Source organism: Bradyrhizobium sp. 521_C7_N1_3, assembly GCF_052075975.1.
In the GTDB taxonomy this organism is placed as follows: Bacteria; Pseudomonadota; Alphaproteobacteria; order Rhizobiales; family Xanthobacteraceae; genus Bradyrhizobium; species Bradyrhizobium japonicum.
The window spans coordinates 625042-649206 of record NZ_CP197232.1; the positions used below are offsets into that span (position 1 = coordinate 625042).

29 protein-coding genes and 1 pseudogene are annotated in these 24165 nt (G+C 63.2%); 16 read left to right on the forward strand and 14 right to left on the reverse strand.

What is annotated here, in order from left to right; all coding sequences use genetic code 11:
- Positions 1-127 precede the first annotated feature (127 nt).
- The 4 genes from AB7008_RS02845 to AB7008_RS02860 all read left to right on the forward strand — a co-directional run bounded on the left by AB7008_RS02845 (position 128) and on the right by AB7008_RS02860 (position 3974).
- Positions 128-532: a hypothetical protein gene (locus tag AB7008_RS02845; RefSeq protein WP_028141979.1), complete on the forward strand. Its 405-nt coding sequence runs from the start codon at positions 128-130 to the stop codon at positions 530-532.
- An 8-nt stretch (positions 533-540) separates the two neighbouring features.
- The gene (locus AB7008_RS02850) at positions 541-990 is read left to right on the forward strand and encodes a hypothetical protein (protein WP_028141978.1); all 450 of its coding nucleotides are present in this window, start codon (positions 541-543) and stop codon (positions 988-990) included.
- 2 nt (positions 991-992) lie between these two features.
- Positions 993-1742: an SOS response-associated peptidase gene (locus tag AB7008_RS02855; RefSeq protein ID WP_028141977.1), complete on the forward strand. Its 750-nt coding sequence runs from the start codon at positions 993-995 to the stop codon at positions 1740-1742.
- A 75-nt stretch (positions 1743-1817) separates the two neighbouring features.
- Complete coding sequence (locus tag AB7008_RS02860) at positions 1818-3974, forward strand: 3'-5' exonuclease (protein ID WP_028141976.1); 2157 nt, start codon at positions 1818-1820, stop codon at positions 3972-3974.
- A gap of 217 nt (positions 3975-4191) precedes the next feature.
- On the opposite strand, the gene AB7008_RS02865 is transcribed toward AB7008_RS02860, so the two are convergent.
- Positions 4192-5919 (reverse strand): recombinase family protein, encoded by a 1728-nt coding sequence (locus tag AB7008_RS02865; protein ID WP_441258394.1) that lies wholly within the window; start codon positions 5917-5919, stop codon positions 4192-4194.
- Between the two features lie 205 nt (positions 5920-6124).
- On the opposite strand from AB7008_RS02865, the gene AB7008_RS02870 reads away from it, so the two are divergent.
- The 6 genes from AB7008_RS02870 to AB7008_RS02895 all read left to right on the forward strand — a co-directional run bounded on the left by AB7008_RS02870 (position 6125) and on the right by AB7008_RS02895 (position 11729).
- Positions 6125-6394, forward strand: a complete 270-nt coding sequence (locus tag AB7008_RS02870) for a hypothetical protein (RefSeq protein WP_028141975.1) — start codon at positions 6125-6127, stop codon at positions 6392-6394.
- A gap of 401 nt (positions 6395-6795) precedes the next feature.
- Positions 6796-7005, forward strand: a complete 210-nt coding sequence (locus AB7008_RS02875; protein ID WP_038974731.1) for a hypothetical protein — start codon at positions 6796-6798, stop codon at positions 7003-7005.
- Between the two features lie 158 nt (positions 7006-7163).
- On the forward strand, positions 7164-8840 hold the full coding sequence (locus AB7008_RS02880) for a sensor histidine kinase (protein ID WP_028141974.1): 1677 nt from the start codon (positions 7164-7166) through the stop codon (positions 8838-8840).
- A gap of 2 nt (positions 8841-8842) precedes the next feature.
- Positions 8843-9217: a response regulator gene (locus AB7008_RS02885; protein ID WP_049801905.1), complete on the forward strand. Its 375-nt coding sequence runs from the start codon at positions 8843-8845 to the stop codon at positions 9215-9217.
- A 268-nt stretch (positions 9218-9485) separates the two neighbouring features.
- Positions 9486-9947 carry a 2'-5' RNA ligase family protein gene (locus tag AB7008_RS02890; protein ID WP_441258395.1) on the forward strand — a complete coding sequence of 154 codons (462 nt, stop codon included), beginning with the start codon at positions 9486-9488 and terminating at the stop codon, positions 9945-9947.
- A gap of 222 nt (positions 9948-10169) precedes the next feature.
- Positions 10170-11729 carry a response regulator gene (locus tag AB7008_RS02895; RefSeq protein ID WP_049801903.1) on the forward strand — a complete coding sequence of 520 codons (1560 nt, stop codon included), beginning with the start codon at positions 10170-10172 and terminating at the stop codon, positions 11727-11729.
- A 559-nt stretch (positions 11730-12288) separates the two neighbouring features.
- Here AB7008_RS02895 and AB7008_RS02900 read toward each other — a convergent pair.
- From AB7008_RS02900 to ku, 7 genes and pseudogenes are all read right to left on the reverse strand, one after another.
- Positions 12289-12468: a hypothetical protein gene (locus tag AB7008_RS02900; protein WP_441258396.1), complete on the reverse strand. Its 180-nt coding sequence runs from the start codon at positions 12466-12468 to the stop codon at positions 12289-12291.
- Between the two features lie 19 nt (positions 12469-12487).
- Positions 12488-12808, reverse strand: coding sequence for a hypothetical protein (locus AB7008_RS02905; protein WP_028141970.1), 321 nt, complete (start codon positions 12806-12808; stop codon positions 12488-12490).
- An 85-nt stretch (positions 12809-12893) separates the two neighbouring features.
- A complete protein-coding gene (locus AB7008_RS02910; RefSeq protein ID WP_028141969.1) occupies positions 12894-13349 on the reverse strand; it encodes an Hsp20 family protein in 456 nt (151 codons plus the stop codon).
- 198 nt (positions 13350-13547) lie between these two features.
- A pseudogene (locus AB7008_RS02915) lies at positions 13548-14139 on the reverse strand (cell envelope biogenesis protein TolA).
- A gap of 6 nt (positions 14140-14145) precedes the next feature.
- Positions 14146-14808, reverse strand: coding sequence for an HAD family hydrolase (locus tag AB7008_RS02920; RefSeq protein WP_441258397.1), 663 nt, complete (start codon positions 14806-14808; stop codon positions 14146-14148).
- The gene (locus AB7008_RS02925) at positions 14809-15132 is read right to left on the reverse strand and encodes a hypothetical protein (RefSeq protein ID WP_441258398.1); all 324 of its coding nucleotides are present in this window, start codon (positions 15130-15132) and stop codon (positions 14809-14811) included. It lies immediately after the preceding gene.
- An 8-nt stretch (positions 15133-15140) separates the two neighbouring features.
- The gene (gene ku, locus AB7008_RS02930) at positions 15141-16070 is read right to left on the reverse strand and encodes a non-homologous end joining protein Ku (RefSeq protein ID WP_028141966.1); all 930 of its coding nucleotides are present in this window, start codon (positions 16068-16070) and stop codon (positions 15141-15143) included.
- 188 nt (positions 16071-16258) lie between these two features.
- Here ku and AB7008_RS02935 point away from each other — a divergent pair, with 188 nt between their 5' ends.
- A complete protein-coding gene (locus AB7008_RS02935) occupies positions 16259-17188 on the forward strand; it encodes a 3'-5' exonuclease (RefSeq protein ID WP_441261177.1) in 930 nt (309 codons plus the stop codon).
- Positions 17189-17211: 23 nt separating this feature from the next.
- Here AB7008_RS02935 and AB7008_RS02940 read toward each other — a convergent pair whose 3' ends face one another.
- Positions 17212-17343, reverse strand: coding sequence for a hypothetical protein (locus AB7008_RS02940; protein ID WP_312017539.1), 132 nt, complete (start codon positions 17341-17343; stop codon positions 17212-17214).
- 199 nt (positions 17344-17542) lie between these two features.
- Here AB7008_RS02940 and AB7008_RS02945 point away from each other — a divergent pair, with 199 nt between their 5' ends.
- Positions 17543-17755 carry a hypothetical protein gene (locus AB7008_RS02945; protein WP_028141964.1) on the forward strand — a complete coding sequence of 71 codons (213 nt, stop codon included), beginning with the start codon at positions 17543-17545 and terminating at the stop codon, positions 17753-17755.
- A 30-nt stretch (positions 17756-17785) separates the two neighbouring features.
- Here AB7008_RS02945 and AB7008_RS02950 read toward each other — a convergent pair whose 3' ends face one another.
- The 4 genes from AB7008_RS02950 to ligD (AB7008_RS02965) form a co-directional block, all read right to left on the reverse strand.
- The gene (locus tag AB7008_RS02950; protein WP_028133503.1) at positions 17786-17971 is read right to left on the reverse strand and encodes a DUF3606 domain-containing protein; all 186 of its coding nucleotides are present in this window, start codon (positions 17969-17971) and stop codon (positions 17786-17788) included.
- A gap of 81 nt (positions 17972-18052) precedes the next feature.
- Positions 18053-18256, reverse strand: a complete 204-nt coding sequence (locus AB7008_RS02955) for a hypothetical protein (RefSeq protein WP_038974728.1) — start codon at positions 18254-18256, stop codon at positions 18053-18055.
- A 70-nt stretch (positions 18257-18326) separates the two neighbouring features.
- The gene (locus tag AB7008_RS02960) at positions 18327-18632 is read right to left on the reverse strand and encodes a hypothetical protein (RefSeq protein ID WP_049801902.1); all 306 of its coding nucleotides are present in this window, start codon (positions 18630-18632) and stop codon (positions 18327-18329) included.
- A gap of 34 nt (positions 18633-18666) precedes the next feature.
- A complete protein-coding gene (gene ligD, locus AB7008_RS02965; RefSeq protein ID WP_441258399.1) occupies positions 18667-19557 on the reverse strand; it encodes a non-homologous end-joining DNA ligase in 891 nt (296 codons plus the stop codon).
- 320 nt (positions 19558-19877) lie between these two features.
- Between ligD (AB7008_RS02965) and AB7008_RS02970 the strand changes: the two genes are divergently transcribed.
- From AB7008_RS02970 to ligD (AB7008_RS02985), 4 genes are read left to right on the forward strand one after another with little or no spacing between them, the layout of a single operon-like run.
- Positions 19878-20093 carry a hypothetical protein gene (locus AB7008_RS02970; protein WP_441258400.1) on the forward strand — a complete coding sequence of 72 codons (216 nt, stop codon included), beginning with the start codon at positions 19878-19880 and terminating at the stop codon, positions 20091-20093.
- Complete coding sequence (locus tag AB7008_RS02975; protein ID WP_028141961.1) at positions 20094-21773, forward strand: DNA polymerase/3'-5' exonuclease PolX; 1680 nt, start codon at positions 20094-20096, stop codon at positions 21771-21773.
- Positions 21773-22336, forward strand: coding sequence for an MOSC domain-containing protein (locus tag AB7008_RS02980; RefSeq protein WP_028141960.1), 564 nt, complete (start codon positions 21773-21775; stop codon positions 22334-22336). The genes AB7008_RS02975 and AB7008_RS02980 overlap by 1 nt, the downstream gene beginning before the upstream one ends.
- A gap of 12 nt (positions 22337-22348) precedes the next feature.
- Positions 22349-23296: a non-homologous end-joining DNA ligase gene (gene ligD / locus AB7008_RS02985; protein ID WP_441258401.1), complete on the forward strand. Its 948-nt coding sequence runs from the start codon at positions 22349-22351 to the stop codon at positions 23294-23296.
- Positions 23297-23324: 28 nt separating this feature from the next.
- On the opposite strand, the gene AB7008_RS02990 is transcribed toward ligD (AB7008_RS02985), so the two are convergent.
- Positions 23325-24149 carry a ribonuclease HII gene (locus AB7008_RS02990; RefSeq protein ID WP_220013877.1) on the reverse strand — a complete coding sequence of 275 codons (825 nt, stop codon included), beginning with the start codon at positions 24147-24149 and terminating at the stop codon, positions 23325-23327.
- Positions 24150-24165: the final 16 nt, after the last annotated feature.

The following is a 24165-nucleotide window of genomic DNA, read 5'->3' on the forward strand; positions in this document are numbered from 1 at the left end:
CAGACAGCCCCCGTGGCGCGCCTCGATTGCATCAAATCCTATTGCTCAGCCGATCTGACGATGGTTTTTTTGCCATCCGGCATCACGGGGACTCGACTCTTTCGTTCCTGATATGTTCTATTGAGCCATGTCCGACCGACCCGCGAGCTGGCGCATGCCGACCCGAGCCCAAATGGAGAAGATGGCCGCTGCCGTCGGCAGAAAGATGCCTCCTGCGCGCGGGCTGGCACCGAACGACGACCTCCCGCCCGAATATTGGCAAGCGCTCCTGGCCGACGCTCGCGCCGACGAGGCCAATCCGGTCGCCCGTGCGTCCGGACGCGCGCTGCGGCTGAACGAAATTCCCAAGCATTTACTGAGGGTGAGTTGCCGCCGCTGCGGCCGGACCGTCGAGATCCAAAAGGCGGATGCCGTCCGGTTGTACGGGCAGATCGCAATCTGGCGGGATGTCGGGCAGCGCCTGCTGGACAACACGTGCACGATCCGGACGGGTCGCCATGAGGAAGACGGCTGCTGGCCGTCGTTCGAGTGATCACGCCGATGGCGCCGAAGCACCACCCGACCCCGCTTAGCGGCGGCGACCGAAAGGCTCTGCAGAAGGAGCTCGGCCGCGCCCGCGCGATGACGACGATCCTTGCGGCGCAGTCCGCCGAGGCTCGGGCCAAGGGAGAGGCCTTGATCCGCCAGGCCGACAAGCTCCTATGCGAGTCGGTCAACGAACGCTTGTGGTCGGATGGTGGGCCCCTCGATCCGTCCCCGACGATCGACCAAGCCATCAACGGCGGCTATCGCTGGCTCGAGATCGAGTGCTCGCGATGCAAGACCAAGCGGGACGTCGACTTGGTTGCGCTGCGTCATCCGCCAACAACATTCGTCCATGACCTCGCGAGCCGACTTCGCTGCAGCGAATGCGCCAAGGCCAGTCGCCGACCGGCCGCCACGCTGCTACAGTTGGCGCAGCGCCCTCGCCAGGCCGCTCCAGAGACCTGACGATGTGCAACCTCTACAGCATCACCACCAACCAGGCTGCCATCACCGCCTTGTTCCGCGTCGTCAATCGATACGTCGGCAACCTCCCTCCGATGCCCGGCGTCTTTCCCGACTACACGGCGCCGATCGTCCGCAATGGCGCTGCGGGCCGGGAGCTCGCGACCGCCCGCTGGGGCATGCCGTCTTCATCGAAGGCGCTCATGGACGCGACGAAGAAGCGAGCCGAGAAACTGCAGGCCAAAGGCAAGGCCGTGGATTTCAAGGATTTGCTGCGTATGGAGCCGGATGGAGGCACGACCAACATCCGCAACGTGAAGAGCAAACACTGGACCCGTTGGCTGGGGGCCCAGAACCGCTGCGTGGTGCCGTTCAACAGCTTCAGCGAGTTCAACAGGGCCGAAGGCGGCGACATCTGGTTCGCGCTTGACGAGACCCGCCCGCTCGCATGCTTCGCCGGCATCTGGACCAACTGGACGTCGGTCCGGAAGGTAAAGGAAGGCGAGACCACCAACGACCTCTACGCGTTCCTGACGACGGAGCCCAACGCCGAGGTTGGCGCCATCCATCCGAAGGCGATGCCTGTGATCCTGACGACGCCGAACGAGGTCGAGACCTGGATGACGGCGCCCGCCGAGGAGGCCCTGAAGCTGCAGCGCCCCCTCCCGGACGGGACTTTACGGATCGTGGCACGGGGCGTGAAGGAAGACGCGGCGCCGGCGACGGCCGAAGCCCGCGATTCTGGTCAATTGTAGCCCGTCTAGGCGCTTGACTCCGAGGATACCACTCGAACAAAAATAGAACGAACGATTCCTGCCGCGAAGGTCCGCTTGGCCAAACTGCCTCAACTGCCCGTCTACTATTATCTCGACCACTTCGCGGAAATGCTGGGGTTCGTGCAGCGGACGTACGCCTCCGTGCTTGGTCCAGAGCATCACGCCTTCATAGCGCGCTTCGAGGGCCTTCCGAGAGATGCGCGATGCCTGCTGGTCCGGATGATCAACAGGCGCGGTGCCATATTCAACCGATCCTTGTTCAGCTACCCGGAGATCGATGACGTCGAGCGTGCGGCATCCGATCTCACCGCGGCCGGCCACGCACGGGAGCTCGGCGAAGCGGACTATGCGGCCTTCGTGTCATGCCTGCCAAAGGACATCCTCGTCACCGGAGCGCAGGCGGCCGGGCGAGGAGACGTCCGCAAATCCTGGTCCAAGCCGAAGTTCATCGATTATTATCTACAGAGCATTCCTTTCTCCGTCGCCGCGCAGCACTGCGGCGCCCGCAACTTCATCGCGCTCGATGGCACGCGGCCGATCGAGTTCCTGCTCTACCTTTATTTCGGCAAGACTGAGGTAGACCTAAAAAACTTCGCGCTACGCGACTTGGGCATTCTCCGCACCAATCGCGAGACCTCGTTCAGCGCACGCTTCACCGATGCCGAGGAGGCGCTCGCATCGTTCCATTACAGCCGGGTGCTGGACAGCCTGGAAGAGGGATCGGAAGCCGTTCACAGACGGGCCGCCGTCGACGTGCTGGCGGGCCCTGCCTGCCCGACCGAGTTCGCCGCCGATCTCCGCAGCCGAGCCGCGCATCAGACGGGCCTTTTCTTCGAGAAAGCAAGCGAGAGCGATCTCGCCCGGCAGCTCTACCGTGCCGGGCCTTCTCCCGACTGCAATGAGCGCTTGGTTCGCCTGCTTTACAACACGGGCGACAAGGCCGATGCCGAAGCGTTGCTGCAGCGGATGATCGATGATCCCGCCAGCGATGAGGAGCACCTCTTCGCCACCGACTTCTACGCCCGAAAGTTCGGCGGACGGCGTACAGGTCTCTGTACTGAACTTCTGCGGTCCGGCCGAACGATCACCGTGGACGACACCCATCGTGGCAATCCCGAGGCAGGCGTCGCTGGCGTGCTCCGGCGCGAGGGCACGAAGGTTTTCTTCACCGAGAACGTGCTGTGGCACACCCTATTCGGCCTGCTGTTCTGGGAGGAGCTCTTCGAGAATACGCGGCTGCCCAGCGGGTTCGATTGGCTACCTCACTGCCTGAAGGATCGCAGCTTCCGTCGGCTTTTTGCCGCGACGATCGAGGAGAAACTGGCGGCCATCGCGTCCGGATCCGCCCTCCCGTTGATCCTCCGCACCGTCGCAGCAAGATGGGGCCGCCCGAACGGGATCTTCAGTTGGGATCACGTGCAAGTGGAGGCGCTGCGAGCCGTGCTCGAAGGAACCGATCCGGTCGGCATCGCGAGCATCGTCCGCAGCATGTGCGACGATTTCCGCGGGATGCGAGACGGCTTCCCCGATCTCATGCTGGTGCAAGCCGGCAAGGCGTCCTTCATGGAGGTCAAGGCGGAAGGCGATGTGATCCGCCGCAACCAACTGACCCGTCTCCGTCAGCTCGGCGAAGCCGGTATCGTGGCCGAGATCGGGCGGGTCGACTACCGCTTCGACCCCGACCAGGATTACGTGGTGGTCGACATTGAGACCACTGGCTCATGGTCGAACGGCGACCGTATCACAGAGATCGGCGCGGTGAAGGTGCGGAACCACCGCGTCGTGGACGAGTGGCACTCTCTCCTCAACCCGCAGCGTGCCATTCCGGCAAAGATCGTCCAGCTGACCGGCATCACGAACGAGATGGTTCGCGGCGCGCCTTTGTTCGCCGAAGTCGCGGATTCCTTCATGCAGTTCATGGCCGACGGCATCTTCGTCGCCCACAACGTCAGCTTCGACTACGGTTTCATCACCCACGAATTCGAGCGGATCGGGCGGCGCTTCAGATTTCCGAAGCTCTGCACGTGCGCCGGGATGCGGCGGCGCTATCCGGGACACAAGTCCTACGGACTAGGAAAGCTCTGCGAGATCTACGGCATATCGCTCGACAATCACCACCGCGCCCTATGCGACGCGCGGGCCTCGGCGCAGTTGTTGAACCTCATCAATCAAAAGCGAAGCGAGGAAGGAGATATCGGTCAAGCCGCGTAGCAGCTTCAGAGTTCCATCAGACCCCGAGAAGCAATTCCTCTAGATCAATTCCGATAATACGAATTTTTGCTTGTGCCGTCGGGCAAAACAGTGGTTCATAAGGCGCTGGTCCTCGCAGATACCGGAGCCGGCCCGATGGCAAATGACGTCGACACCTCCTCGGAACTGTCCAAGATTGCGAAACTGAACGGTGACTTCCGAAGGAACTACGGCACTCTCATCGGAGCGATTTTGTATCTCCGCACCGTGAGCGCCGCCCGCCGAAGCCCTTGGCTTTGGGCCGGCCTGGTTTCGATTGCTTTTTCGGCGATGCTGAACTGGTTGGGTCGGCACGGTTGGTTTTTGCCAGCGTTGCTTTGATGGCCGCGAACAGTGCCCCCCTTTCCCGGTAAAGCGCCCCGCGATGGCGACGAAGGGAGCCTGACGCGAGCCAGACGTAGCGTCCCGACCTCAACGAGGCAGGCAGTAGAGCGTAATCCTCGATCTCGCGATTTGCCGCATCCAACCGCATCACGGCAAGCAGGCCCGATGAAATCTGCCTTCGATAGGCCTTCCATTGCGCAGCGTGATCCTCTCCCCGTCGCGCCAGCCGTCGCGCGACGAGAAACGAAACTACCCGCCGGCCTTCGACATCGACGCCGATCCCGTCCGGAGCGAGCTCCGGCCGAAGTCCAAGGTCGTTTCGCAACACCTCCGCGAGCTCGGTTGCGTGCCTCGCCTGTTCGGAGGCCCAATGCTCTCGGGTGTCGATCCAATCGCAATCCCGCGGCGACTTGTATCCGATCAGCGCGTAGGCTTTCCGCAGCGAGCCGAAATGCTTCACGTACGACGAGACGTGATTGAGACCAAGCGTCGTGTTGATGATGTGCGAATTGAGCTTTCCACGGCGGCGTAGCGTGAGACGAAGGCGCACCAGCATCTCATCTTCTGGAATCTCCACACGCCGTTCGGCCAGCAGTTTCTGGGCTCGAGCGAAGATGCTAGGGTCCACGATAGGCTCGATAGCCGCTGCGCCTCGGACCCATGCGTGATCCGGATTCTTGACGAGCTTCTGTCCCAGACGTCGCGAGGTGCGATTGTAGATGGTCTTGCCGATGTAGTTCTCGTTCGCGAGGATGGTCGGGATCATGCCGTCGGTCCACGGCCGACCGTTGTGATTGGCGATGCCGGCATCGTTCAGTTGGCGCCGGATGTCGCTGTAGGATTTCCGGTCGTTGACGAACTGATCAAAAATGATCCGGACCACGGCTGCCTCCTCACCGGAGCCGGGCTGTAGTCGAACGCGATCCGATTGCAAAGCCTTAAACTGGCCCTTTTCGAGGAAGCCCTTCGGATGCTCGCTCTCGTCGACCATCAGGCGCCGGAGGCCGTAGCCCACGGGAGCGCCGACGCGGTACCCCAGGCTTACGACTCGGCAGTGTCCAGCGTGCACCTTGACCGAGAGTTCCCGGCTCCACTCTGCGGCCATGCCGCGCTTCAGACTCTTGGCGATACCGGAAACGAAGGTGCGGTCGTTTTTGAAGAGCTCCGCGCAGTATTCGACTTGGACGCCGCTCCGCTTGCACAGGAATTCGTAATAGGCACTCTCGTCGACGTCCTGGAAGCGGCCCCAGCGACTGACGTCGTAGACGAGGATGTGGTCGAAGTCGGCTTGTCCCGACTGAACGTCGTCGATCAGCTCGACGAGACCAGGCCGCCCCTTGATCCGGAGACCGCTGCGGCCTTCGTCGGCATAAGTGCGGACGATCGTGAGAGTGTTCGCCTCATAGCTGGCAATGGCTGCGAGCTGGTTCTTGATCGAGTAGCGCTGAAGCTCCCTCGACATTCGGACGTACTGCGCTGCCCGGCGCGTTCGGGTCCGCCTCGCCAGGCTCGTCCCTTTGGGGACAATAAGCCAATTACCCATGCACCTCTCCCACGACTTAGAGGTACCCGTGTCAGCCAATACACCCTCTGCGTTCTGGATGGCAATCCCGGTCCGAACTGCCGAGAGCCGGCACCCTGGGGCAGCCGCTGCACCCGGTTGTGCACAGCGCCGCGGGAACACGCGGACAAATGCCCAGCTCTGCCGATTGCGAATCCCTGACCCGTGCTAACCGCCCGGAACGAGCGGGCGGGCGGAAGGATTCGTACCGGCAGGAGCTATCTCGATGCTGATGACGAAGGAAAGACGGCCGGCGATCCGGACGCTGCGCGGCTGGGCGATCCACGTGCTGCAGGAAGCCGGTGCCATCCATGAATGCGAGGAGCACGGCTGGGCGAAGGAGCGGGCCGACCCGCATGCGCGGGAAATCGCCTTCGACATCGCAAAGCAGGATCCGCCGTTCGGCCTGTCCGCGGACGAAGCGGTCGCAGAGATCAGGGAGGTGCTCGCCTCGGTCGGCGACACTTGCCCGGAATGTCTGCCCGGGGTCGGCTGACCAGCGCGTCGCCGACTACAAGACCCGCATCCGGAACGATCGGGCCGGAGGGCTAACCGCCGGAACTTTTTCGCGGCTCGCCAATTCGCTGGTTTTGGATCCTTGAAAGCCCAATCGGCCAAGTGTCGTCTCGGCCGATGTAGCGCAGGGGAGGGTAGTGCCGTGCAGAAAAGGCGTCGTTTCAAGCAGTCTACATCTTTGCAGGATCGGCTCGCATCTTTCGCCAAACAGGTCAGCGACCAGGCATCAAATCTCCCGCCCGGTCCCGATCGGGAGGTCCTGCTAAGGAAGGCACGTCAGGCCGAAAATGCTTCTCGGCTGGACGGTTTGGTTGCGGCAAGCAATAGCCAAGAGGACCGGGGTCCCGCAGTCGCGCCGCCCAAGGATGGACGGGATGAGCTATGACCCAGATCGACGAGCGAACCATGGCGAATCTTGACGTCGTGCTGGAGGAGATCTGCCGCTCGCTGCCTCATGGCGGCGATCATGAACTGCGGAAGGCCATAGCTCAGAAACTTCTCGACAGCGCGCTGCAGGGAAACAGGACTCTCGGCGAGTTGACCGACGTCGCGAGGGCCGCTCTGGCAGAGATGACAAAGAGGTCCGCTTAGCAGTCGACCCGTGGGCGAACGAGCGTGCGGCAACCCCGACGGCCGCAGGTCTCGGATCGCATCGCATGGAACCATGGAACTCCAATCGCGTTTGGGGAGGGGGCCGGGGGCGTTCATATGCGTGGTTTAAGAATTTCAGGCCATGCGACATCGATCGCATGAAGGGATATTTGCCTAGCTTTGCGGTCCGCCCGCAACGGATCCGAACCTATCTCGGACTGTTCGCGCTTGCGCTGGTCCTGCCGCTGCTCCTCGTCGCGTTCATCGGTTTGAACCGGATGGCCGCAATCGAGCAGGCTCAGATCGAGCGCAGGGTCATGCAAGTCGCCCAAAACCTCCGGTTCGTCGTGGACCGAGAGCTCGATCGCTCGCTCATCACTCTGGAGACCCTGGTGACCTCTTCCGAGCTTCGAAGCGGTGATCTCGACGCGTTCCACCGCCAGGCGGTACTGGCGTTGAAGCCTACGAAAGCCGCGATCGTCCTGATCGACACGTCCTATCGGCAGCTTGTCGACACGCTCAAGGATTACGGGGCGGACCTTCCGCCGACGTCGGATCCAGTGACCGCGCAACGGGTGATCGACAGCGGGAAGGCGCAGATATCGAATTTGTTCAAAGGGTCCGTGAACGGCCTGCCGGTGTTTAATGTGGAAGTCCCGGTCTTCGGCGGCGACAACCGCGTGCGCTACGTCCTCATCATGTCGTTTCAGGCCGCCTACATCGCCGATGTATTGAAAGAGGTTCGGCTCGACCCGGCTTGGCTTGCCGGCGTCACCGACACGAATGGCGTCGTCCTTGCACGTTCGCGGCAGCAGGACGAGTACGTCGGCAAACCACTGCCGCCGGATCTGTTCGAGCAGACCAAACGTGCGGACGGCGTCTACCCCGCAGTAAACATCGCCGGACAAAGTATCTTGCGCGCGACGGTGAGGTCGGAGCGTGCGGGCTGGTTCATATCCGCCACGGTCCCCCGGTCGCATGCAGAGGAGCCCTACGACCGAAGCGCTTTCTTTGCCGCTGTTCTTGTCGGTCTGGCTCTCATTCTCGGAGGAGGGCTCGCCTATCTGTTCGCAAGACTCATGGCGCTTCCCTTGGACCTGGCCACGCGTGCTGCCGCGTCGGTCGGTCGCGGAGAGGACGTACACGCGGCACGGACGTCGCTCCGCGAGGCGAACGTTTTGACGGAAACTCTGTCGAAGGCGTCCAAGGATTTGAACGAGCGCGCACGGCACGCGGATTTCCTGATGCGCGAACTCGCCCACCGCGCGAAGAACCAGCTTGCGGTGGTGAAGGGGATGGCTCTTCAGACCGCACGTCAGAGCGCGACGGTCGACGACTTCATCGGCCAGTTCGACCGCCGTATCCAAGGACTTGCGCAATCGCAGGACCTCCTTCTCCGGCAGAATTGGCGCGGCGCGTGGATGAACGAGCTCGTCCATGCCCATCTGGAAACGTTCGGCGCCGAGGCGCGCGCCCAGATCAGCGGGCCAGCCGCTTTCCTCGACACATCGGCAGTGCAGAACGTGGGATTCGCTCTCCACGAGCTGGCGACAAACGCCTCGAAGTACGGGGCCCTGTCGACAGACCGAGGTCGGATCGTCGTCGCGTGGAGTCTGCTTGCGGACGGCGGGGTTCGACTCGAGTGGAGTGAGCACGATGGTCCGCCGTCCGAGCGGCAGCGCGAAGGATTTGGCCACCGCGTGATCACCGAACTCGTTCCCCGCGCGCTGAACGGAGTTTCCAAGCTCGACTTTACGCCGCACGGCATCCACTGGGAGCTTACGATACCCGCCGCCCATATCGTCCGCAATTCCGGCAAACCGATTCAGGAGTGAATGTGGACGCCAAAAAATTGAAGGTGTTGATCGTCGAGGACGAGTTTTTCATCGCTCTCGACGCGGAGGACCAAGTCAGATCGTTGGGGCACACCGTGGTCGGAACGGCAGTTTCGGCCGAACAGGCGATCCAGATCGCGGGCGAGGCGCGGCCGGACATAGTGCTGATGGACATCAGGCTCCTAGGCGCCGTTGATGGGATCGCCGCGGCGCTCGAGATTCGATCTCGTTACGGCATCGAAGCCATCTTCGTAACGGCGAATACCGATCCATCGACATTGGCGAGAGCCGAAGCCATCCGACCGGTCGCAGTGCTGCAGAAGCCCTTGACCCGAGCCAGGCTTGCCGCGCACCTGGCCAAGCTGCTGACACGATGACCAATCTGGTCCGGAGCGCGCTTGCCGGCGCAATTCCCTTGAACGCCGCAGCGCGTCCTCGAGTTTTCCCTCTCGCTCTCCCACCGCGCCTCCTCGGCCTCCGTCCTCTTGTCGAGATCGAGGCGCGGGTGCGAGCCGTGGCGGATTTCTGCGAAGTCCTCGGTTCGATCGGCGGCGCGTGCCCGGAATTCCGGACTGAGGTTGCTGAACTGCACCGGTCGCTATATCGCGGTTATGCATGGATCGGACGTTCATCCTGACAGCCGAGTTGGACGAAACCAGCTTCGTCTGGTTGGACGGACTTCGCCGCGAGCATTTTCCTCCGGAGCGGAACGTCCTGCCGGCTCACCTCACGCTGTTTCACCGTCTGTCGTCGGCGCAGACAGGGCGCCTGCAGGTCATGGAGCTTCCGGCCGCTCCCGTGCCCATCGTGTTCGACGCTACCTTCCTGCTCGGGTTCGGCGTCGCCGTCCGGATCAAATCTTCGGAGCTCGACCGGTTAAGGGCGAGAGCTCGCGACGTCATGGGCGGCGCATTCTCGCGGCAAGACAGCCAGTCCTGGCGGCCACATGTCACGATACAGAACAAGGTGGCCCCGGATGCTGCGCGCCAGCTGCATCGAGCACTCGAACGCGAGTTTGCTCCGCGCCCGGGTTCGGTCACGGGCCTGCTTATCTGGGAGTATCTCGGTGGCCCATGGAAACCGGTCCGGCGGCTGCCTCTGGCCTGATTGGAACCAGAACGTCCTTCGGGAATTATGACGGCGTTGCAGTACGATCCAATTATATTCCGAGCATCATCTTACCGGTAAATCGCAATGGGGGCGGCTCCTCTCCGACCGATCGGTTTTCCCGACACGCCTCTGGGCGACCATTATCGGGACGCGGTCTGGGCGACATCACCCCTGGGGCCGCCTCACTGCTGGTCCCCGAGCCTCGCGACCACCGTAGCCATGATGCTGGGGGCGGACGCGCAGATCGTCCTGTTCTGGGGGCCGGAATTCGTCGCCCTCTACAACGACGCGTACGCGCCCACCATCGGTGACAAACACCCGAAGGCGCTGGGGCGCCCCGCTCGGGAGAACTGGGCGGAGCTCTGGGACGATCTGGAGCCGCTGCTGCGGGGGGTCCGGGAGACCGGCAAGACCTTTTCGGCCAAGGACCGACCCTTCTACATCGAGCGTCGCGGCTTCGGAGAGACGGTGTATTTCGACGTTTCCTATTCTGCCGTGCCCGAGGCGGATGGCGGCGTCGGGGGCGTGCTCTGCATCGTTTCCGAGACCACCGAGCGCGTGCGCGCGGAAGCAGCCCTGCGCGAACTCAACGGGACCCTCGAGCAGAAAGTCGCCGAACGTACTCGCGAGCTCGAGGTCGTCCACGCAGCCTTACGCCAAGCGCAGAAGATGGAAGCGGTCGGGCGACTGACCGGGGGGATCGCGCACGACTTTAACAATCTCCTGCAAGGCATCACCGGTAGTCTCGATCTCATCAGCCGGAAGCCGGACGACCCTGGCCGCGTGAGCCGCTGGGCAGGCGCAGGCCTGAAGGCCGCAGAGAGGGGAGCCCGGCTCGCAAGCCAGTTGCTCTCCTTCTCGCGGACCCAGAAGCTGGAGATCGCACCGATCGACATCTCGAAGGCGGTCGACGGATTCGTGGACATGCTGCGCCGAAGCATCGGGCCGACCATTCAAATCCGCACCGATCTCAAGACCGATGGACTGCGCGTCGAGGGCGACCAGGTCCAACTCGAAATGGCGGTGCTGAACCTCGCCTTGAACGCCAGAGACGCGATGCCGAACGGCGGTGAAATTCTCATCACCACCAGGCTGCGCCCTCTGCAAGGCGATGCCGAGCTTCCGGACGGTGACTACGTGGAGCTGGCGGTCAAGGACTTCGGCACCGGCATGACGCCCGAAGTCGCCGAGCGGGCCTTCGAACCCTTCTTCACCACCAAGGAGACCGGCAAAGGCACGGGCCTCGGGCTGAGTCAGGTATACGGCACGCTGCACCAGTCCGGCGGCACAGTACGGATCGACAGCACCCCAGGCGCCGGCACGACGGTCCGGCTCTATCTCCGCAGGACCGACGGACGATCCCGCGACGAGCAACAACCGAGACTCCCGGCGGCCGGCGAGGCCCCGCAGGCGACGGTTCTCGTCGTGGACGACGATCCCGACGTCCGCGCCTTCCTGAAGGACTCGCTGGATAGTCTGGGGTACGAACCGATCGTCGCCGATGACGGCGCTGCCGCGCTCCGGACATTGGAGAGGGTCATTCCCGATGTCTTGATCCTGGACTTTGCGATGCCCGGAATGAACGGAGCGGAAGTGGCCAGGCAGGCCCGCGAGCGTCTGCCTGAACTGCCGATCATCTTCGCGAGCGGCTATTCCGAAAGCGCCGCCGTCAGTTCGGTCCAGGGGGAGCGGTCGCGGATCCTACACAAGCCGTTCAGAGTGGCCGACCTGCAGGCGGCCATCGCCGAACTCTTGAAGAGTGCCGCCGGACGGTCATAATGCTTTGCCGTGAGCCGCCGCAAACCACGCTAGACCGCCATGCAGGATATCCAGCTGCATCTCGAAAAGCTTCGAATCCAGCTTGTGGAGTGCGAGATGATCCGGGATCTCGCCACTGCCCCAAGAAGCGCGAGCTCTTTGGCCGTCTCGCCCAGCACTTCAAGGTACTGATAGGAGAGCTGGAGAAAGCCATGGCTTCAAATCCGCCAACCGACTAGCGTCCTCCCGGACCTCGGGTCGGCGGCAAAATTCAGAATTGCTCCATCTGCCGCTCGATCCCGGTACCAGTATTCCGCTGACGAGATTGTTCGGCTCTGCAAGTGAACTCGAAGACCACGCGTTTGCCGTCGCGGACTGTCCCTGCACCAGGTGCCTCCCGGCCAGAGCGAATGCTCGATGCTCAGGGTCTGCGATAACGCCTCCTGGCAGGCCGCAGCGTCGTCGGTCGGCTGCTCGCCCACCTCGTCCCGGACGAGGCGCCCTGATCGATCGGTCGCATCGAAAAAGAAGCGGGGCATGGCGCGCGGCGCATACGGTCAAGGCGGCGTTCATCGGTTCGTCAAACCTGTAGCGCGGCTGTGACAGGCCGGCATTTGAACCGACGTTCGACCTGCACGCCGGAGGCGGTGCGCGACCGCAGCGGAGCCCGCATCGCCTTCCACTCTGCGACCTGCCGTTGTAGTTCGCGTGCGACATCCGGCTCGATGGCTTCAGGCTTGTCTTGCGACAGATCCGTCATCTGCATTTTCTCCCCTGTCTTAGGCAGCAGCGCGGTCGACCGGCCTCAGGCGCATAGGCTTGCCGCCGGGCGGATTGCGAGGACTACCGTCTAACGCACAAAGCGCCTCCAAGATCTCGTCGATCGTAACGGGGGCCCTCAAACCCTCGGGCGCCCGCAGCGACGGGCAGGACGCGATGGCGGAGGCGTCGGAGGCCCACGATGCCAGGATAGCCCTCTTCTCGGAGAAAGTGAGCGTGGGATGCGAGACCACGTCCCGCGGATGTTCGAATACCGTGCCTGGATGCAGGACGGCGTTGAGATCGATGACGTTGTCGTCGCGTGCGGTCGTCGGCCGCATGGCTGGCTCCATTTCTGAAGACGAGTTAGGAGGAGGCCGCGCGGGACAAACCGCGCGGCCGGCGACTCCAAGCGCCTGTGTCCGGTCAGGCGGCTTTAGATTCGATCTGAGTCACGTTGCTCGGCACGGCGCCGCCGATTGCGATGCGGCGGGGCTTCTTCGCTTCGGGAATCTCCCGCTGCAGGTCGATGACCAGCAGGCCGTTCTCGAACGCTGCGCCCTTGACCTCGACGTGGTCGGCGAGCGTGAACTGGCGCTTGAAGTTGCGGGCCGAGATGCCGCGATGCAGGAAGGTACGCTCTTCCCTGTCGTTCTTGCGGCTCTCCAGCGTAAGGATGTTCTGCTCGACCGTCAGATCGACTTCATCCGGTTTGAAACCGGCGAGCGCGACGGAGATCTGGAAGCGGTTCTCGTCGAGGCGTTCGATGTTGTAGGGGGGATAGCTTTCCTCGCCCACGCGCTGGGCGGCTTCGGCGAGATCGAAAAGACGGTCGAAGCCGATGGCCGACCGGAACAAGGGCGAAAAATCTACAGTGCGCATAGCCAGATCCTCCAAGGAGCAAAATGGTTGAGCGGCACCGGACACGACCGGTGCCCGTCTCGAGTGGCGGGACCCTGACGGCATCCCGGTCGCCATGATGGCGACGACGAAAAAATTACGAATCTCGAAAAAAGTTTCAAGGGGCCGACGCAAAAAATTCGCCCCAGGATTCGGGACGGTTAATGGGGAATTGCCGGCCTATTCCCGGGCGCGGTGCAGGGCGTCCCTGAGCTTCTCCCTTTCACCTTCCCATCGCGCATCCTCGGCCTCGACGCGCTTCTCGACGTCGCACCGCTCCGCTTCCAGATGTTCCGATCGTTCGTCGTGCTCCCGCTGCGCGGCGTCCAGCGCAGCCTGCGCCTTCGCGATCGCCTTCTCGCGCCTAGCCGCTCCTGCTCCCGGGCCGCCTCTTCCTTGCGGCGCTCAGCATCGCGCCGCCTCTGCTCCCGCTCGAACTGCGCGGCCGCCTTGCGCGGATCCTTGACGCTGATGTTGGGAGCGGTTCGTCGCCTCGGCTCCGGACGACGGCTTTTCTTCGGCTTGGTCGGTCCGGCAGGTCGGCGTGCTCGGCAAACGGCCCGCTCGATCCGGCCGGCCGCTTCAACACCACGCCGGGCTTCGCCATGGCCGCCGCGACGACGTCCGGATCGTCGGTCTCCTTGGCAAAGCCTTGGTGGAAAGAGATTGCTGCCGGCGCCCCACGCTTCCAGCGCGGCCTTCATGGACGGCGCCGCGATCGCGAGATCTAGAACCCGAGCGAGGTCTGGTAGGTCTTCAGCTTGCGCGCCATGGGCGTCTACTTTGCGAGGAGCGAACCCGCGAAGCAGGCCAGCAATGTTGCCGGCCCGGGGCGGACTTCGGCGCAACCGGCCTGCCACAGCGCTGCTTCGGTAAACCCGCCGCAAAGCACGCCGATCGTCCGGATGCCGGCTTTGCCCGCCGCCTCGGCATCGTAGGGGGTGTCGCCGACCGCGACGGCATCTGCGCCTCCGATCCCGAGCTTGCCCAGAGCGACCTCGAAGATGTCGGGGGCCGGCTTGGATTCCTTTGCATCATCCGAACTGGTGGTGACATCGACCAGGTCGGCGATGCCGGCGATCTCCAGGTACTTTTCGAGCTCGTCCTTCTTGGCGGAGGACGCGACGGCGATGCGGAGCCCGGCATCGTGCACGCGCCGCAGCAGATCCGGTACCGCGGAGAAGGGACGCACCAGCGGCAGGTATTCGCTCTTGAAGCGCTTGCCGCGCCATTCCTCCATCTCGCTGCCGTGGTCGCGCTGCGCCTCGGCCGTGAGGAAATGCGGAATCAGCTTATCGCCGCCCTGGCCGATCTGGCTTCTCGCCTGCTCGAAGCTGACGTCGTGACCGAACTTCACCATGGCTTCGTGCCAGGCGAGAGCGTGGAGATCGACGGAGTCGAGAAGGGTCCCGTCCACGTCGAAGATGGCGGCTCTGGGCATTCAGGATCCTCCCGGGCGGGACCGCCCTGTCTTCGCGTACCAGTCGGCGTAGATCGTATTCTTCGCCATGTGGCGGTTGAGGTCGGGCGAACCATCGCCCGACCAGACGGGGCCCCGCTCGCCGAGCGCCGTCTTGGCATCGTTCACGGCATGATGGGCGACCGCTTCGGCCTTCGGATCTTGCTGCGCCTTGGCGTCCCGGACAGCCCGCCTGGCTGTCATGAGTCGCTTTGTCAGCTTCGATCTCTGCGCCTCATCAAGGCCCGGGTTGGCCATCCGCCAAAGCCGGCCGCGGACGACGAAGTAGCGGCCGTCCGGTGTCACCGGATACTTCACGCCGACTTTCGCCGGGCCCCTGTGGCCGGCTTCTTCGCGGCCGCTTCCTTCGCGGGCTTCTTGCCCGCGATCGGCATCAGCATTTCTTTCTGGCCAGCCGCCGCCTTCTTCGATTTCTTGGCCGGTTTCTTCGAAGCCGGCGGCGAGGCTGCAGCACCACCGACGCTCTTGCGCAGCGCGTCCATCAGGTCGACGACGTTCTCGCCGCGCGGACGTTCCTTCGGCGTAATCGGTTTGCCTGCGCGCTTCTGGTTGATGAGATCGACCAGGGCGGTTTCGTACTGATCCTCGAATTTGTCAGGTTCGAAATTGCCGGCCTTCTGCTCGACGATGTGCCGAGCGAGATCGAGCATGTCCTTGGTGACTTTGACGTCATCGATCTCGTCGAAATACTGCTTCGGGTCGCGCACTTCGTAGGGGTAGCGCAGCAGCGTCCCCATCAGGCCTTTCTCCAGGGGCTCAAGCGCGATGATGTGCTCGCGGTTGGTCAGGACGACCCGTCCGATCGCGACCTTGTCCATCTCCCGAATGGTCTCGCGGATCACCGCGAAGGCGTCGTGACCGACCTTGCCGTCCGGACGCAGATAGTAGGGGCGGATGAGGTAGCGCGGATCGATGTCGGTCTTGTCGACGAACTCGTCGATCTCGATGGTGCGAGTGGATTCCAGGGCGACGTTTTCGAGTTCTTCTTTGGTGACCTCGATGAAGGTGTCGGTGTCGACCTTGTAGCCCTTCACGATGTCCTCGTTCGGGACCTCGTCGCCGGTGTCGGCGTCCACTTTGAGATACTTGATCCGGTGGCCGGTCGCGCGGTTTAGCTGGTTGAACGAGATCTTCTCGCTCTCCGAGGTCGCCGGATACAGCGCCACCGGGCAAGTGACGAGCGAGAGGCGCAGGAAGCCTTTCCAATTGGCGCGGGGGGCCATGAACGCGATACTCCGGAGGGACGGTGCTGGATTCAAGACGAACGGAGCCTACCGGTTCCGACATGCTCGGGGTTCGCCAACAGGAAAATTGGCCATCTGCCCGCAGCGCCCCCGGGCACGTTCGAAAACCTCGTGAATCGCTTGTTTTCCAGGTACCTCGTGGAGCTTTTGGCCGGTATTGTGCACCCATGGACGCCCTGACCCAGCCCCTCAGATGCGGGCAAACTCGCAACCCGGCGGACTTGGCCGCAATGGCCGACGCGTTGGCTCAATCGACCGATTACAGGGTCCTTCGACGCCTGATCCCCCGGTCTCCCTACACGCCGGACGCCGGGCAGGAGGTCAGGACCGGCATTCTGCTCGATACGGAGACAACCGGCCTCGACCACGTGAAAGACGAGATCATCGAGCTCGGGATGGTCAAGTTCGACTACACGCCGGAGGGGCGGATCGTCGGCGTCAGAGACACGTTCTCCGCTTTCAACGAACCGAGTGCGCCGATCACCGCGGAAGTGACGGCACTGACCGGGATCACCAACGAAGTGGTTGCCGGTCAAAAATTCGACGATGGCGCCGTCACGACCTTCGCCGAAAGCGGGGTCATTACGATCGCGCATAACAGCTCTTTCGACAGAAGGTTCGTCGAGCGCTACTGGCCCGTGTTCGAGCACAAGGCCTGGGGCTGCAGCATGAGCGAGATCGACTGGCGCAAACACGGCTTCGCGGGAGCGCAACTCGGCTATCTGCTGAACGGTGCCGGTTTCTTCCATCAGGCGCACCGGGCAGTCGACGATTGCCACGCCTTGCTGGAGGTTCTCGCTCTCGAATTGCCGCCGACTGGCTCGTCCGCACTGGCGCTCCTGCTGGAGACCGCCCGCAAGCCGACGATGCGGGTCTGGGCGGAGCAGACCGCGTTCGAGCTCAAGGACTCGCTGAAACGCAGGGGCTATCGCTGGAACGACGGCAGCGACGGCAGGGCAAAGTCCTGGTTCAGAGACGTCGACGAGAGCGCGCTCGACGATGAGATCGCGTTCCTCCGGACCGAGATCTACATGCAGGACGTCGAGCCCAACGTGCAAAGGCTGACCGCCTTCACCCGGTTCTCCAGCCGCATCTAACGACCGTTCCGGCTGACGAGAGCTCAGTCCGCCGGTGGCTTCAGCGGGCTATCCACCCACTTGCGAGCGGCAGGGTCGTGCAAAGGATCGTTGTCGCAAACCGGACAGACATAGCGCTCCCTGCCGGGGTCCGCATCGTTCTTGACGACCTTCATGGGCCTTCCGCAGGCCGGACACGCCTTCCGGATCGGGTGCAGCACAGTCATGTCGAATTTTCCTGCCGCCGGCAGCTTAGGCCTGCCTGAGGCGTCGGTACAAGGCGTGTTGGAAAGTTTTCAGACCTCCGCGCCTACGCCGCTTGACTCCCCGAGTGCAGGCCACTCAAATTTGACGAGTGATGTCGTGGGGAGCGCCATGGAGCAGGAATTCTATCGGGGTCTCGCGCACCGGGTCCGGACCATTGCCGAAAGAGCCGACCCATTCACCCGGCGACGCCTCCTCGACCTGGCGAAGCGGTATGATGCGAAGGGCGGCCAGGCATTGCGATCCTCCCCGCCCGAGCGCCCGCTTCCCCTGCCTCGCACGACGCCTCCAACCTCAATCTTCTCCGGGCCCGGCGAGGCCTGACACGCGAACAGCGGAGCGGCCGGTCAGGACCTACCGCCCGAGACGCTTCTCGACCCGCTTGCGGCTGTTGCCGACCTTCTTGACGGCCTTCTTCACGGCCGATGCGGAGCGGCCGGTCTTCTTCGCTTCGTAGCGGACTTCGTAGTCCTGTCCCTTCGCGACGCGTGCCCGGTCCTGCTTGCGTCCACGTGCGGTCTTCTTCTTCGCTGCCGCCATCGGCTCCTCCTCTTGCGAATGTTCGATGAGGTGCAACGCCGCAAGGAATCGCGAGTTCCCAGCCGGCTTCGCTGCGACGCTTCAGTGACTGCAAGGATGGCTCGGAACGATGGGCGCCCACCCGTTAAGCAAAAGGCCGTCCCAGGAAATGACGCCTTCATCCCATTTCGACGCGTGCTCGTGGTACATCGAAGCCCACTGAGCGCTCCATTCGATGATCTGGTCGTTCAGACCATCGCGAACGCGGCACGGCATATCGGGATCGAACGTGTCCATCGGGTTCATGCCGGATGTCCTGGATCGACGTCCCTTCACCGACCGAGATCTTCGCTCTGGACGTCGTCCGGGGATCGTCTCACTCCATCCGAGCCTTGTCTTTCAGATCGCGGATCCGGATTTCGGCTTCTTCCTTCGAAGTCACGATCTCCGATTCGTCCGGCACGCGGGCGATTGCACTGAGCCGCTTGAGCTCGTCGAGTTGTTCTGTTGTGGGCTTTTCCATCTTCGAATCCTTGAGGGCCTGCACGACAGTTTCGTCGTCGAGCACACTGAGCAGCTTGTTTATGGTTTGCTCGCAATCTCTGGGGCCGGGCTCGACATACCGGGCCAAGATGCCTTGTGCGTCTTCCAAGGCCTTCGCAACTCGCCTTTCCGGATCCATGCCGGTACTCCACATACTCCGCAGGAAAACGCGGCTATGATCGGCGCGTTCCTTTGCTCAGCCCTTTGAACGAGCTGGCCCGCAGCAGACCTTCGGTGGTGATGTCGCGGTACTCGATATCGGCATAGAACTTGGGTTCGACCCAAGTGGCCTTCGGCTTTCTGATGGCCTTGGTCAGCTTTTGCTTCGGGCTTACCACGGTGTCGAGCGCCTTGCGGATCTGCGCCGAGGTGGTTCGGCTCCATCCGGTCCCGACCTTTCCCATGTAGACCAGATCCTTGCCTTCCTTCTTGCCCAAATAAAGCGCGGCCACACCGGATGGGTCCTTGATGAAGCCGACTACGGGAAACTTGCCCTTCTGAATGACTTTGATCTTCTGCCAAGCCTCGACCCGATCCGATCGGTATGGTGCGTCCACCCGCTTGGAGACGATGCCTTCGTAATTCAGCTTGGTCGCTGCGGCGAACAGTGCCTGGCCGTCCCCTTCGTGGTGCTCGCTATAGAGGACGGGCTCTCTGAGGTCGTGCTCCTCGATCAGATCCTTGAGCAGCCTCTTCCGCTCGATCTGCGGCTCCTTGCGCAGATCTCTGCCATCCAGCCACAGCAAATCGAAAGCGAAGTAGACCAGTCGATCCTGATCGCCTCTGCCGAGGTCTGCCTGCAGCTCGGAGAAGTTCGTGCGCCCATCATGGATAACGACAACCTCGCCGTCGACGATGGCCTGTCCTTCGATATCGAAGGCACCCGCAATCCTTGAGAACTTGCTGATCCAGTTGTAGCCGTTACGGGTGTAGGCCCGCCGGTCGTCACCGTCGATCCGGAGCTGGATCCGGTAGCCGTCGTATTTGACTTCGTGAATCCATTGGGATCCCGAAGGTGCCTTGATCTTCAGGGTCGCCAACTGGGGTACGATGAACCCCGGCATGGGAGGGACCTCCGGCACTTCGGCCCGAGGCGCCTTTGTACGCTTTGCCACGCTACTCAACTCACAAAAAACCCGCCGCCGGGTTGGGGCCGACGGCGGGCAGTCTACCTACCTCAATCAACGAGTCTCGCAACTTCGAAGGCGGCGAGGAGTTCCAGGGACAGCACTTTTCGCGTGTTTGCGCAAAGCTGCGACGGGCGATCAAGTCCTCGCAGCGTCCATCGAACTCCCGGCGAGAGCCCGCGTTTACTGACATCATGTCAGACGCATTCGACTATTTCCGCGCCTACGCCGTCCGGGCTCTCTGCAGAGCGAGATCCATGCCGCGGGGCAAGATGAAGCATCTGCAACTGGTGGCCGGCCGGATCTACAATCTCCTCAAGAAGGAGGCTGCCTACGGCCCCAATGTCCAACACCTTGATGACTTTCGTGCAGCCCAGAAGCTCGAGGCCTCTCTCGATCGGCGGCCAAGTGGCCGCTCCGGCGGCCGTCCAGCTCCGGCGGCATCGCAAAGCCCCGGTCGGGAGGCTGGCTGAATGCCTCCGCTCGATGCGCGCGGGGTGGCAACTCTTCTGCGGGAGTACGCGCAGCGCACTGCCTTGCGAGGCGGCAATCCCTATCGGGCGAAAGCCTACTCTCGGGCCGCCGACAGCCTCGCGGCCCTGGCCGTTCCTTTGAACGTGCTCGTCGCCGAAGATCGCCTTACCGAGATCCCGGGCGTCGGCGATGCGATTGCCGACATCATCACCAAGGTTCAGAAGACGGGCAGTCATCCTAGCCTCGAAAAGCTACGGAAGGAGATTCCTGCGGGCGTGCTCGAGATGCTCGCTGTGCCCGGCCTTCGTCCGGAGAAGGTGCTGCGCCTATACAAGGATCTCGGCATCGGCTCGCTATCGGAGTTGGAGGCCGCTGCCAAGGATGACCGCATCAAGAAGGCAAAAGGACTCGGCGCCGCCCTGCAGGCCAAGATCCTGCAGAACCTGGCGATCGCCAAAAGCGGAGAAGGCCGCCTCCACCTGCACCGCGCTGCCGCGCTGCTCGCGCATGCGAAGGATTTCATCCGCAAGTCCCGCCCCGAACTCAAGCGGGTGACGATCGCCGGCGATTTCCGCCGCGGCTGCGAACTCATCGGCGACCTCGCGATTGTTGCCGAGGCTGCCAAGCCGGACAAGACATCGACGCCATCGGCCGACGGGCTGCAAATCCGAGTATCCGACCGCAAGCACTTCGGCGCCGCCCTTCTCTTCGCCACCGGGTCCGCCGGCCACATCGAGCAGCTCCAAGCCCGGGCCGCCGAGAAGGGCATGCGGTTTGACGCTGACGGCCTGCACAAGGGCCGCATGCTGATCGCCGGCGAGGAGGCTGAGATCTACCGCGCCCTCGGTCTGCCCTTCATCGACCCTGAGCTCCGGGAGGGGCGCGGCGAGATCGAGGCGGCTCTGAAAGGCAAGCTCCCGAAGCTCGTCACCGACCAGGACCTCCGCGGCATTCTTCACTGCCACACTGATGCCTCCGACGGCACCGAGACACTGGAGACCATGGCCAAGGCCACGCGCCAGCGGGGCTTCGAGTATTTCGGCGTGGCGGACCATTCCAAGTCCGCCCACTATGCCGGCGGTCTCTCCGTTGAGGAGATCGCGCAGCAGCACCGGGAAGCTGATCGACTGAACAAGCGCTACGGAAAGAACTTCCGGATCCTCAAGGGCATCGAGTCCGACATCCTGGCGGACGGGTCGCTCGACTACGACGACGAGGTGCTGGAGCGCTTCGACTTCGTGGTGGCCAGCATCCACGGGCGCTTCAAGCTGAATCGCAAGGCGCAGACGCAGCGCCTGCTTCGGGCTATTTCCGACCCTCACACCACCATCATCGGCCACATGACGGGGCGACAACTCCAGCGGCGGCCGGGCTACGAAATCGACGTCGAGAAGGTGCTGCGGGCCTGCGCCAAGCACGACGTTGTCGTCGAGATCAACGCTCACCCATGGCGGCTCGACCTGGACTGGCGCTGGCACCAGGCTGCGCTCGAGTTCGGCTGCATGCTGAGCATCAATCCGGACGCGCACTCGATTCCCGAGCTCGACCACATGCGCTGGGGCGTCCTGATGGCCCGCAAGGGCAGTGTCCCTGCCGAGCGGGTCCTGAACGCGATGCCGCTCTTAGAAATCACGCGCTACCTACGCCAGAAGCGGCGCTCGCTCGCCCGCGCCGCCTGATGTCGGAGGGGCACGATCTGGCGCTCGAGGGCAGGGTCGTGGCGGTCGCCGCCGATCGCGGGCACCACTTCAGCAAACCAACTCAGGAGCGCATAATCCTGGTGCAAGGCCACGGCGTCGAAGGCGACGCCCACGCCGGCCCTTTCGTCCGGCACCGCTATTTGGCGCGCCGCCGGCCCCGCCTGCCCAATCTCCGGCAAGTCCACTTGATCCCGTCCGAACTCTTCCCGTCCCTCCTAGAAGCTGGCTTCGACGTTGGCGCAGGCGACCTCGGCGAGAACGTCACCACCGCCGGATTGGACCTGGAACGGATGCCGCTCGGGACTCTAATCGAGCTCGGCCCGTCCGCGGTCGTCGAGCTGACGGGCCTCCGGACGCCCTGTGTCCTCATCGACCGCTTCCGGGCCGGCCTGAAGCGACAGGTGCTCTCGTCGGCGGAAACGGGCCCTGCGTTCAAATCTGGAGTGCTGGGCGTGGTCCGGGCCGGGGGACCGGTCGTAGCCGGCGACAGCGCGCGGGTTCGCCTTCCATCCTCCTCGTTTCGGCCTTTGCCGGCCCTGTAGAGAGCCCCTGCCATGGCCCGAAAATCGACCTTGCCTCTTCGCCTGCAGCCCATGCTGGCCACGCTGACGGATGCGCCGTTCGACGATCCCGACTGGGTCTTCGAGGACAAATTCGATGGTTTTCGCATGGTGGCCGAAATCCGGCGTGGTCGGGTCGCGCTCTACAGCCGCAACGGGAAAATCATCAGCCACTCCTATGTCGAGGTTGCGAAATCGCTAGAGGGCGTGAAGGCGGATGCCGTGATCGATGGCGAGCTCGTCGCGATCGGCAAGGACGGCGCATCGCATTTCCAATTGCTCCAGAACGCCCTGCGCCATGAGGCCAAGCTTCTGTACTGCGCGTTCGACCTCATGTTCGCGGACGGAGAGGACCTACGCACGCTGCCGCTGCTCGAGCGCAAGCAGCGGCTCAAGGCCCTCCTGCCGCGCCACAAGCTCATCGCCTTCAGCAAGCACCGCAAAGGCAGTGGCACAAAGTTCTTCGCAGAAGCCGAGCGGAGACATCTCGAAGGTATCATGGCCAAGCGCGCCGACAGCCCGTATGCGTCCGGACGCCGGACAGCCGATTGGCTGAAGGTGAAGACCGCGCAGCGGCAGGAGGTCGTCATCGCCGGGTTCACGGCGCCGAGGCGGACCCGGCCCTTCTTCGGTGCCCTTGTGCTGGCGGTACGCGAAGGCGAAGCCTGGCGGTACATTGGCCACGTCGGCACCGGCTTCAGCCACCAGGTTCTCGGAGAGCTTCACGGCAAGCTCCTGAAGCTCAAGACGCCCAAGTCGCCCTTTTCCGCCAAGGTGAAGGATGCGGAGGTCACGACCTGGGTGCGTCCTTCGTTGGTCGCAGAGGTGAAGTTCGCGGAGTGGACCAGCAAGGGAGAGCTGCGCCAGCCAGTCTATCTCGGCCTGCGGTCCGACAAAAAGGCCAAGGACGTCGTTCGCGAAAAGAGTTGGTCGCGGGAATAGTGCCGTCTAGACCAAGTAATCGACCTGTTCAGCCGGCGGCTCGCTCGGATGCAGAAGGCCACGGCGGCAGGGGCGGCAACCCGAGAGTCTTGCGTACTGGTCCGAACGACCGACGGTGAGCTGCGCATGCGCCGAGCCTGGCAAGAGCTTCATAGTGAGCCGGCACGGGGTAGCCTTTGTGATCCGCGAAGCCGTAGCCAGGGTGACGCGCGTCGAGGGTCCGCATGACGATGTCGCGCTCGACTTTCGCGAGGATCGACGCCGCAGCGATGCTGGCTGACTTGGCATCGCCCTTAATGATGGCCTGCTGAGGGATGTCGATCTCCTTCAATCGCTTGGCGTCGATCAGCAAGTGTTGCGGCGTCAATCCCAGCCCCCGGACCGCACGCTGCATGGCCTGGATGCCAGCCCAATAGATGTTGATCGCGTCGATCTCCTCGACCTCTACGAACGCCACACACCAACTCTCTGCCTTTGCCTTGATCTCCTTCGCGAGTTCTTCGCGAGCCGCGGCGTCGAGCTTCTTCGAGTCATCGATCCCGACGATCCGCGTGCCGGGTTTCAGAATCACCGCGCCCGCGGATACTGGCCCCGCAAGAGGGCTCATTCCGGCCTCGTCCACGCCTGCCACAGCATGAAGGCCGCTTTCCCAGAGAGAGGTCTCGAAGCGCAGCATCTTGCGGAGGCGCTGCCCCTCGGACCTGTTTTCGAAGCGCCTCTTATCGATCGAAGCCAGGATCGCGCGGGCTCCCGCGCGAGCGTCAGCCCGCAGGATCTGCTCGACGCTGGCCTCGAGCGGTCGTTTCTCGACGACATAGCGCTGACGCAATACATCGAGCGAATATTGGGACATAGCGGACCTTCGCACA

What these genes read in the sequence shown, in the direction of transcription:
- AB7008_RS02845 (WP_028141979.1), top strand. Translation starts at nt 128, where the DNA reads ATGTCCGACCGACCCGCGAGCTGGCGCATGCCGACCCGAGCCCAAATG.
- AB7008_RS02850 (WP_028141978.1), top strand. Translation starts at nt 541, where the DNA reads ATGGCGCCGAAGCACCACCCGACCCCGCTTAGCGGCGGCGACCGAAAG.
- AB7008_RS02855 (WP_028141977.1), top strand. Translation starts at nt 993, where the DNA reads ATGTGCAACCTCTACAGCATCACCACCAACCAGGCTGCCATCACCGCC.
- AB7008_RS02870 (WP_028141975.1), top strand. Translation starts at nt 6,125, where the DNA reads ATGCTGATGACGAAGGAAAGACGGCCGGCGATCCGGACGCTGCGCGGC.
- AB7008_RS02875 (WP_038974731.1), top strand. Translation starts at nt 6,796, where the DNA reads ATGACCCAGATCGACGAGCGAACCATGGCGAATCTTGACGTCGTGCTG.
- AB7008_RS02880 (WP_028141974.1), top strand. Translation starts at nt 7,164, where the DNA reads ATGAAGGGATATTTGCCTAGCTTTGCGGTCCGCCCGCAACGGATCCGA.
- AB7008_RS02895 (WP_049801903.1), top strand. Translation starts at nt 10,170, where the DNA reads ATGATGCTGGGGGCGGACGCGCAGATCGTCCTGTTCTGGGGGCCGGAA.
- AB7008_RS02900 (WP_441258396.1), bottom strand. Translation starts at nt 12,468, where the DNA reads ATGACGGATCTGTCGCAAGACAAGCCTGAAGCCATCGAGCCGGATGTC.
- AB7008_RS02905 (WP_028141970.1), bottom strand. Translation starts at nt 12,808, where the DNA reads ATGCGGCCGACGACCGCACGCGACGACAACGTCATCGATCTCAACGCC.
- AB7008_RS02910 (WP_028141969.1), bottom strand. Translation starts at nt 13,349, where the DNA reads ATGCGCACTGTAGATTTTTCGCCCTTGTTCCGGTCGGCCATCGGCTTC.
- AB7008_RS02920 (WP_441258397.1), bottom strand. Translation starts at nt 14,808, where the DNA reads ATGCCCAGAGCCGCCATCTTCGACGTGGACGGGACCCTTCTCGACTCC.
- ku (WP_028141966.1), bottom strand. Translation starts at nt 16,070, where the DNA reads ATGGCCCCCCGCGCCAATTGGAAAGGCTTCCTGCGCCTCTCGCTCGTC.
- AB7008_RS02935 (WP_441261177.1), top strand. Translation starts at nt 16,259, where the DNA reads ATGGACGCCCTGACCCAGCCCCTCAGATGCGGGCAAACTCGCAACCCG.
- AB7008_RS02940 (WP_312017539.1), bottom strand. Translation starts at nt 17,343, where the DNA reads ATGAAGGTCGTCAAGAACGATGCGGACCCCGGCAGGGAGCGCTATGTC.
- AB7008_RS02945 (WP_028141964.1), top strand. Translation starts at nt 17,543, where the DNA reads ATGGAGCAGGAATTCTATCGGGGTCTCGCGCACCGGGTCCGGACCATT.
- AB7008_RS02950 (WP_028133503.1), bottom strand. Translation starts at nt 17,971, where the DNA reads ATGGCGGCAGCGAAGAAGAAGACCGCACGTGGACGCAAGCAGGACCGG.
- AB7008_RS02955 (WP_038974728.1), bottom strand. Translation starts at nt 18,256, where the DNA reads ATGAACCCGATGGACACGTTCGATCCCGATATGCCGTGCCGCGTTCGC.
- AB7008_RS02960 (WP_049801902.1), bottom strand. Translation starts at nt 18,632, where the DNA reads ATGGATCCGGAAAGGCGAGTTGCGAAGGCCTTGGAAGACGCACAAGGC.
- ligD (WP_441258399.1), bottom strand. Translation starts at nt 19,557, where the DNA reads ATGCCGGGGTTCATCGTACCCCAGTTGGCGACCCTGAAGATCAAGGCA.
- AB7008_RS02970 (WP_441258400.1), top strand. Translation starts at nt 19,878, where the DNA reads ATGCCGCGGGGCAAGATGAAGCATCTGCAACTGGTGGCCGGCCGGATC.
- AB7008_RS02975 (WP_028141961.1), top strand. Translation starts at nt 20,094, where the DNA reads ATGCCTCCGCTCGATGCGCGCGGGGTGGCAACTCTTCTGCGGGAGTAC.
- AB7008_RS02980 (WP_028141960.1), top strand. Translation starts at nt 21,773, where the DNA reads ATGTCGGAGGGGCACGATCTGGCGCTCGAGGGCAGGGTCGTGGCGGTC.
- ligD (WP_441258401.1), top strand. Translation starts at nt 22,349, where the DNA reads ATGGCCCGAAAATCGACCTTGCCTCTTCGCCTGCAGCCCATGCTGGCC.
- AB7008_RS02990 (WP_220013877.1), bottom strand. Translation starts at nt 24,149, where the DNA reads ATGTCCCAATATTCGCTCGATGTATTGCGTCAGCGCTATGTCGTCGAG.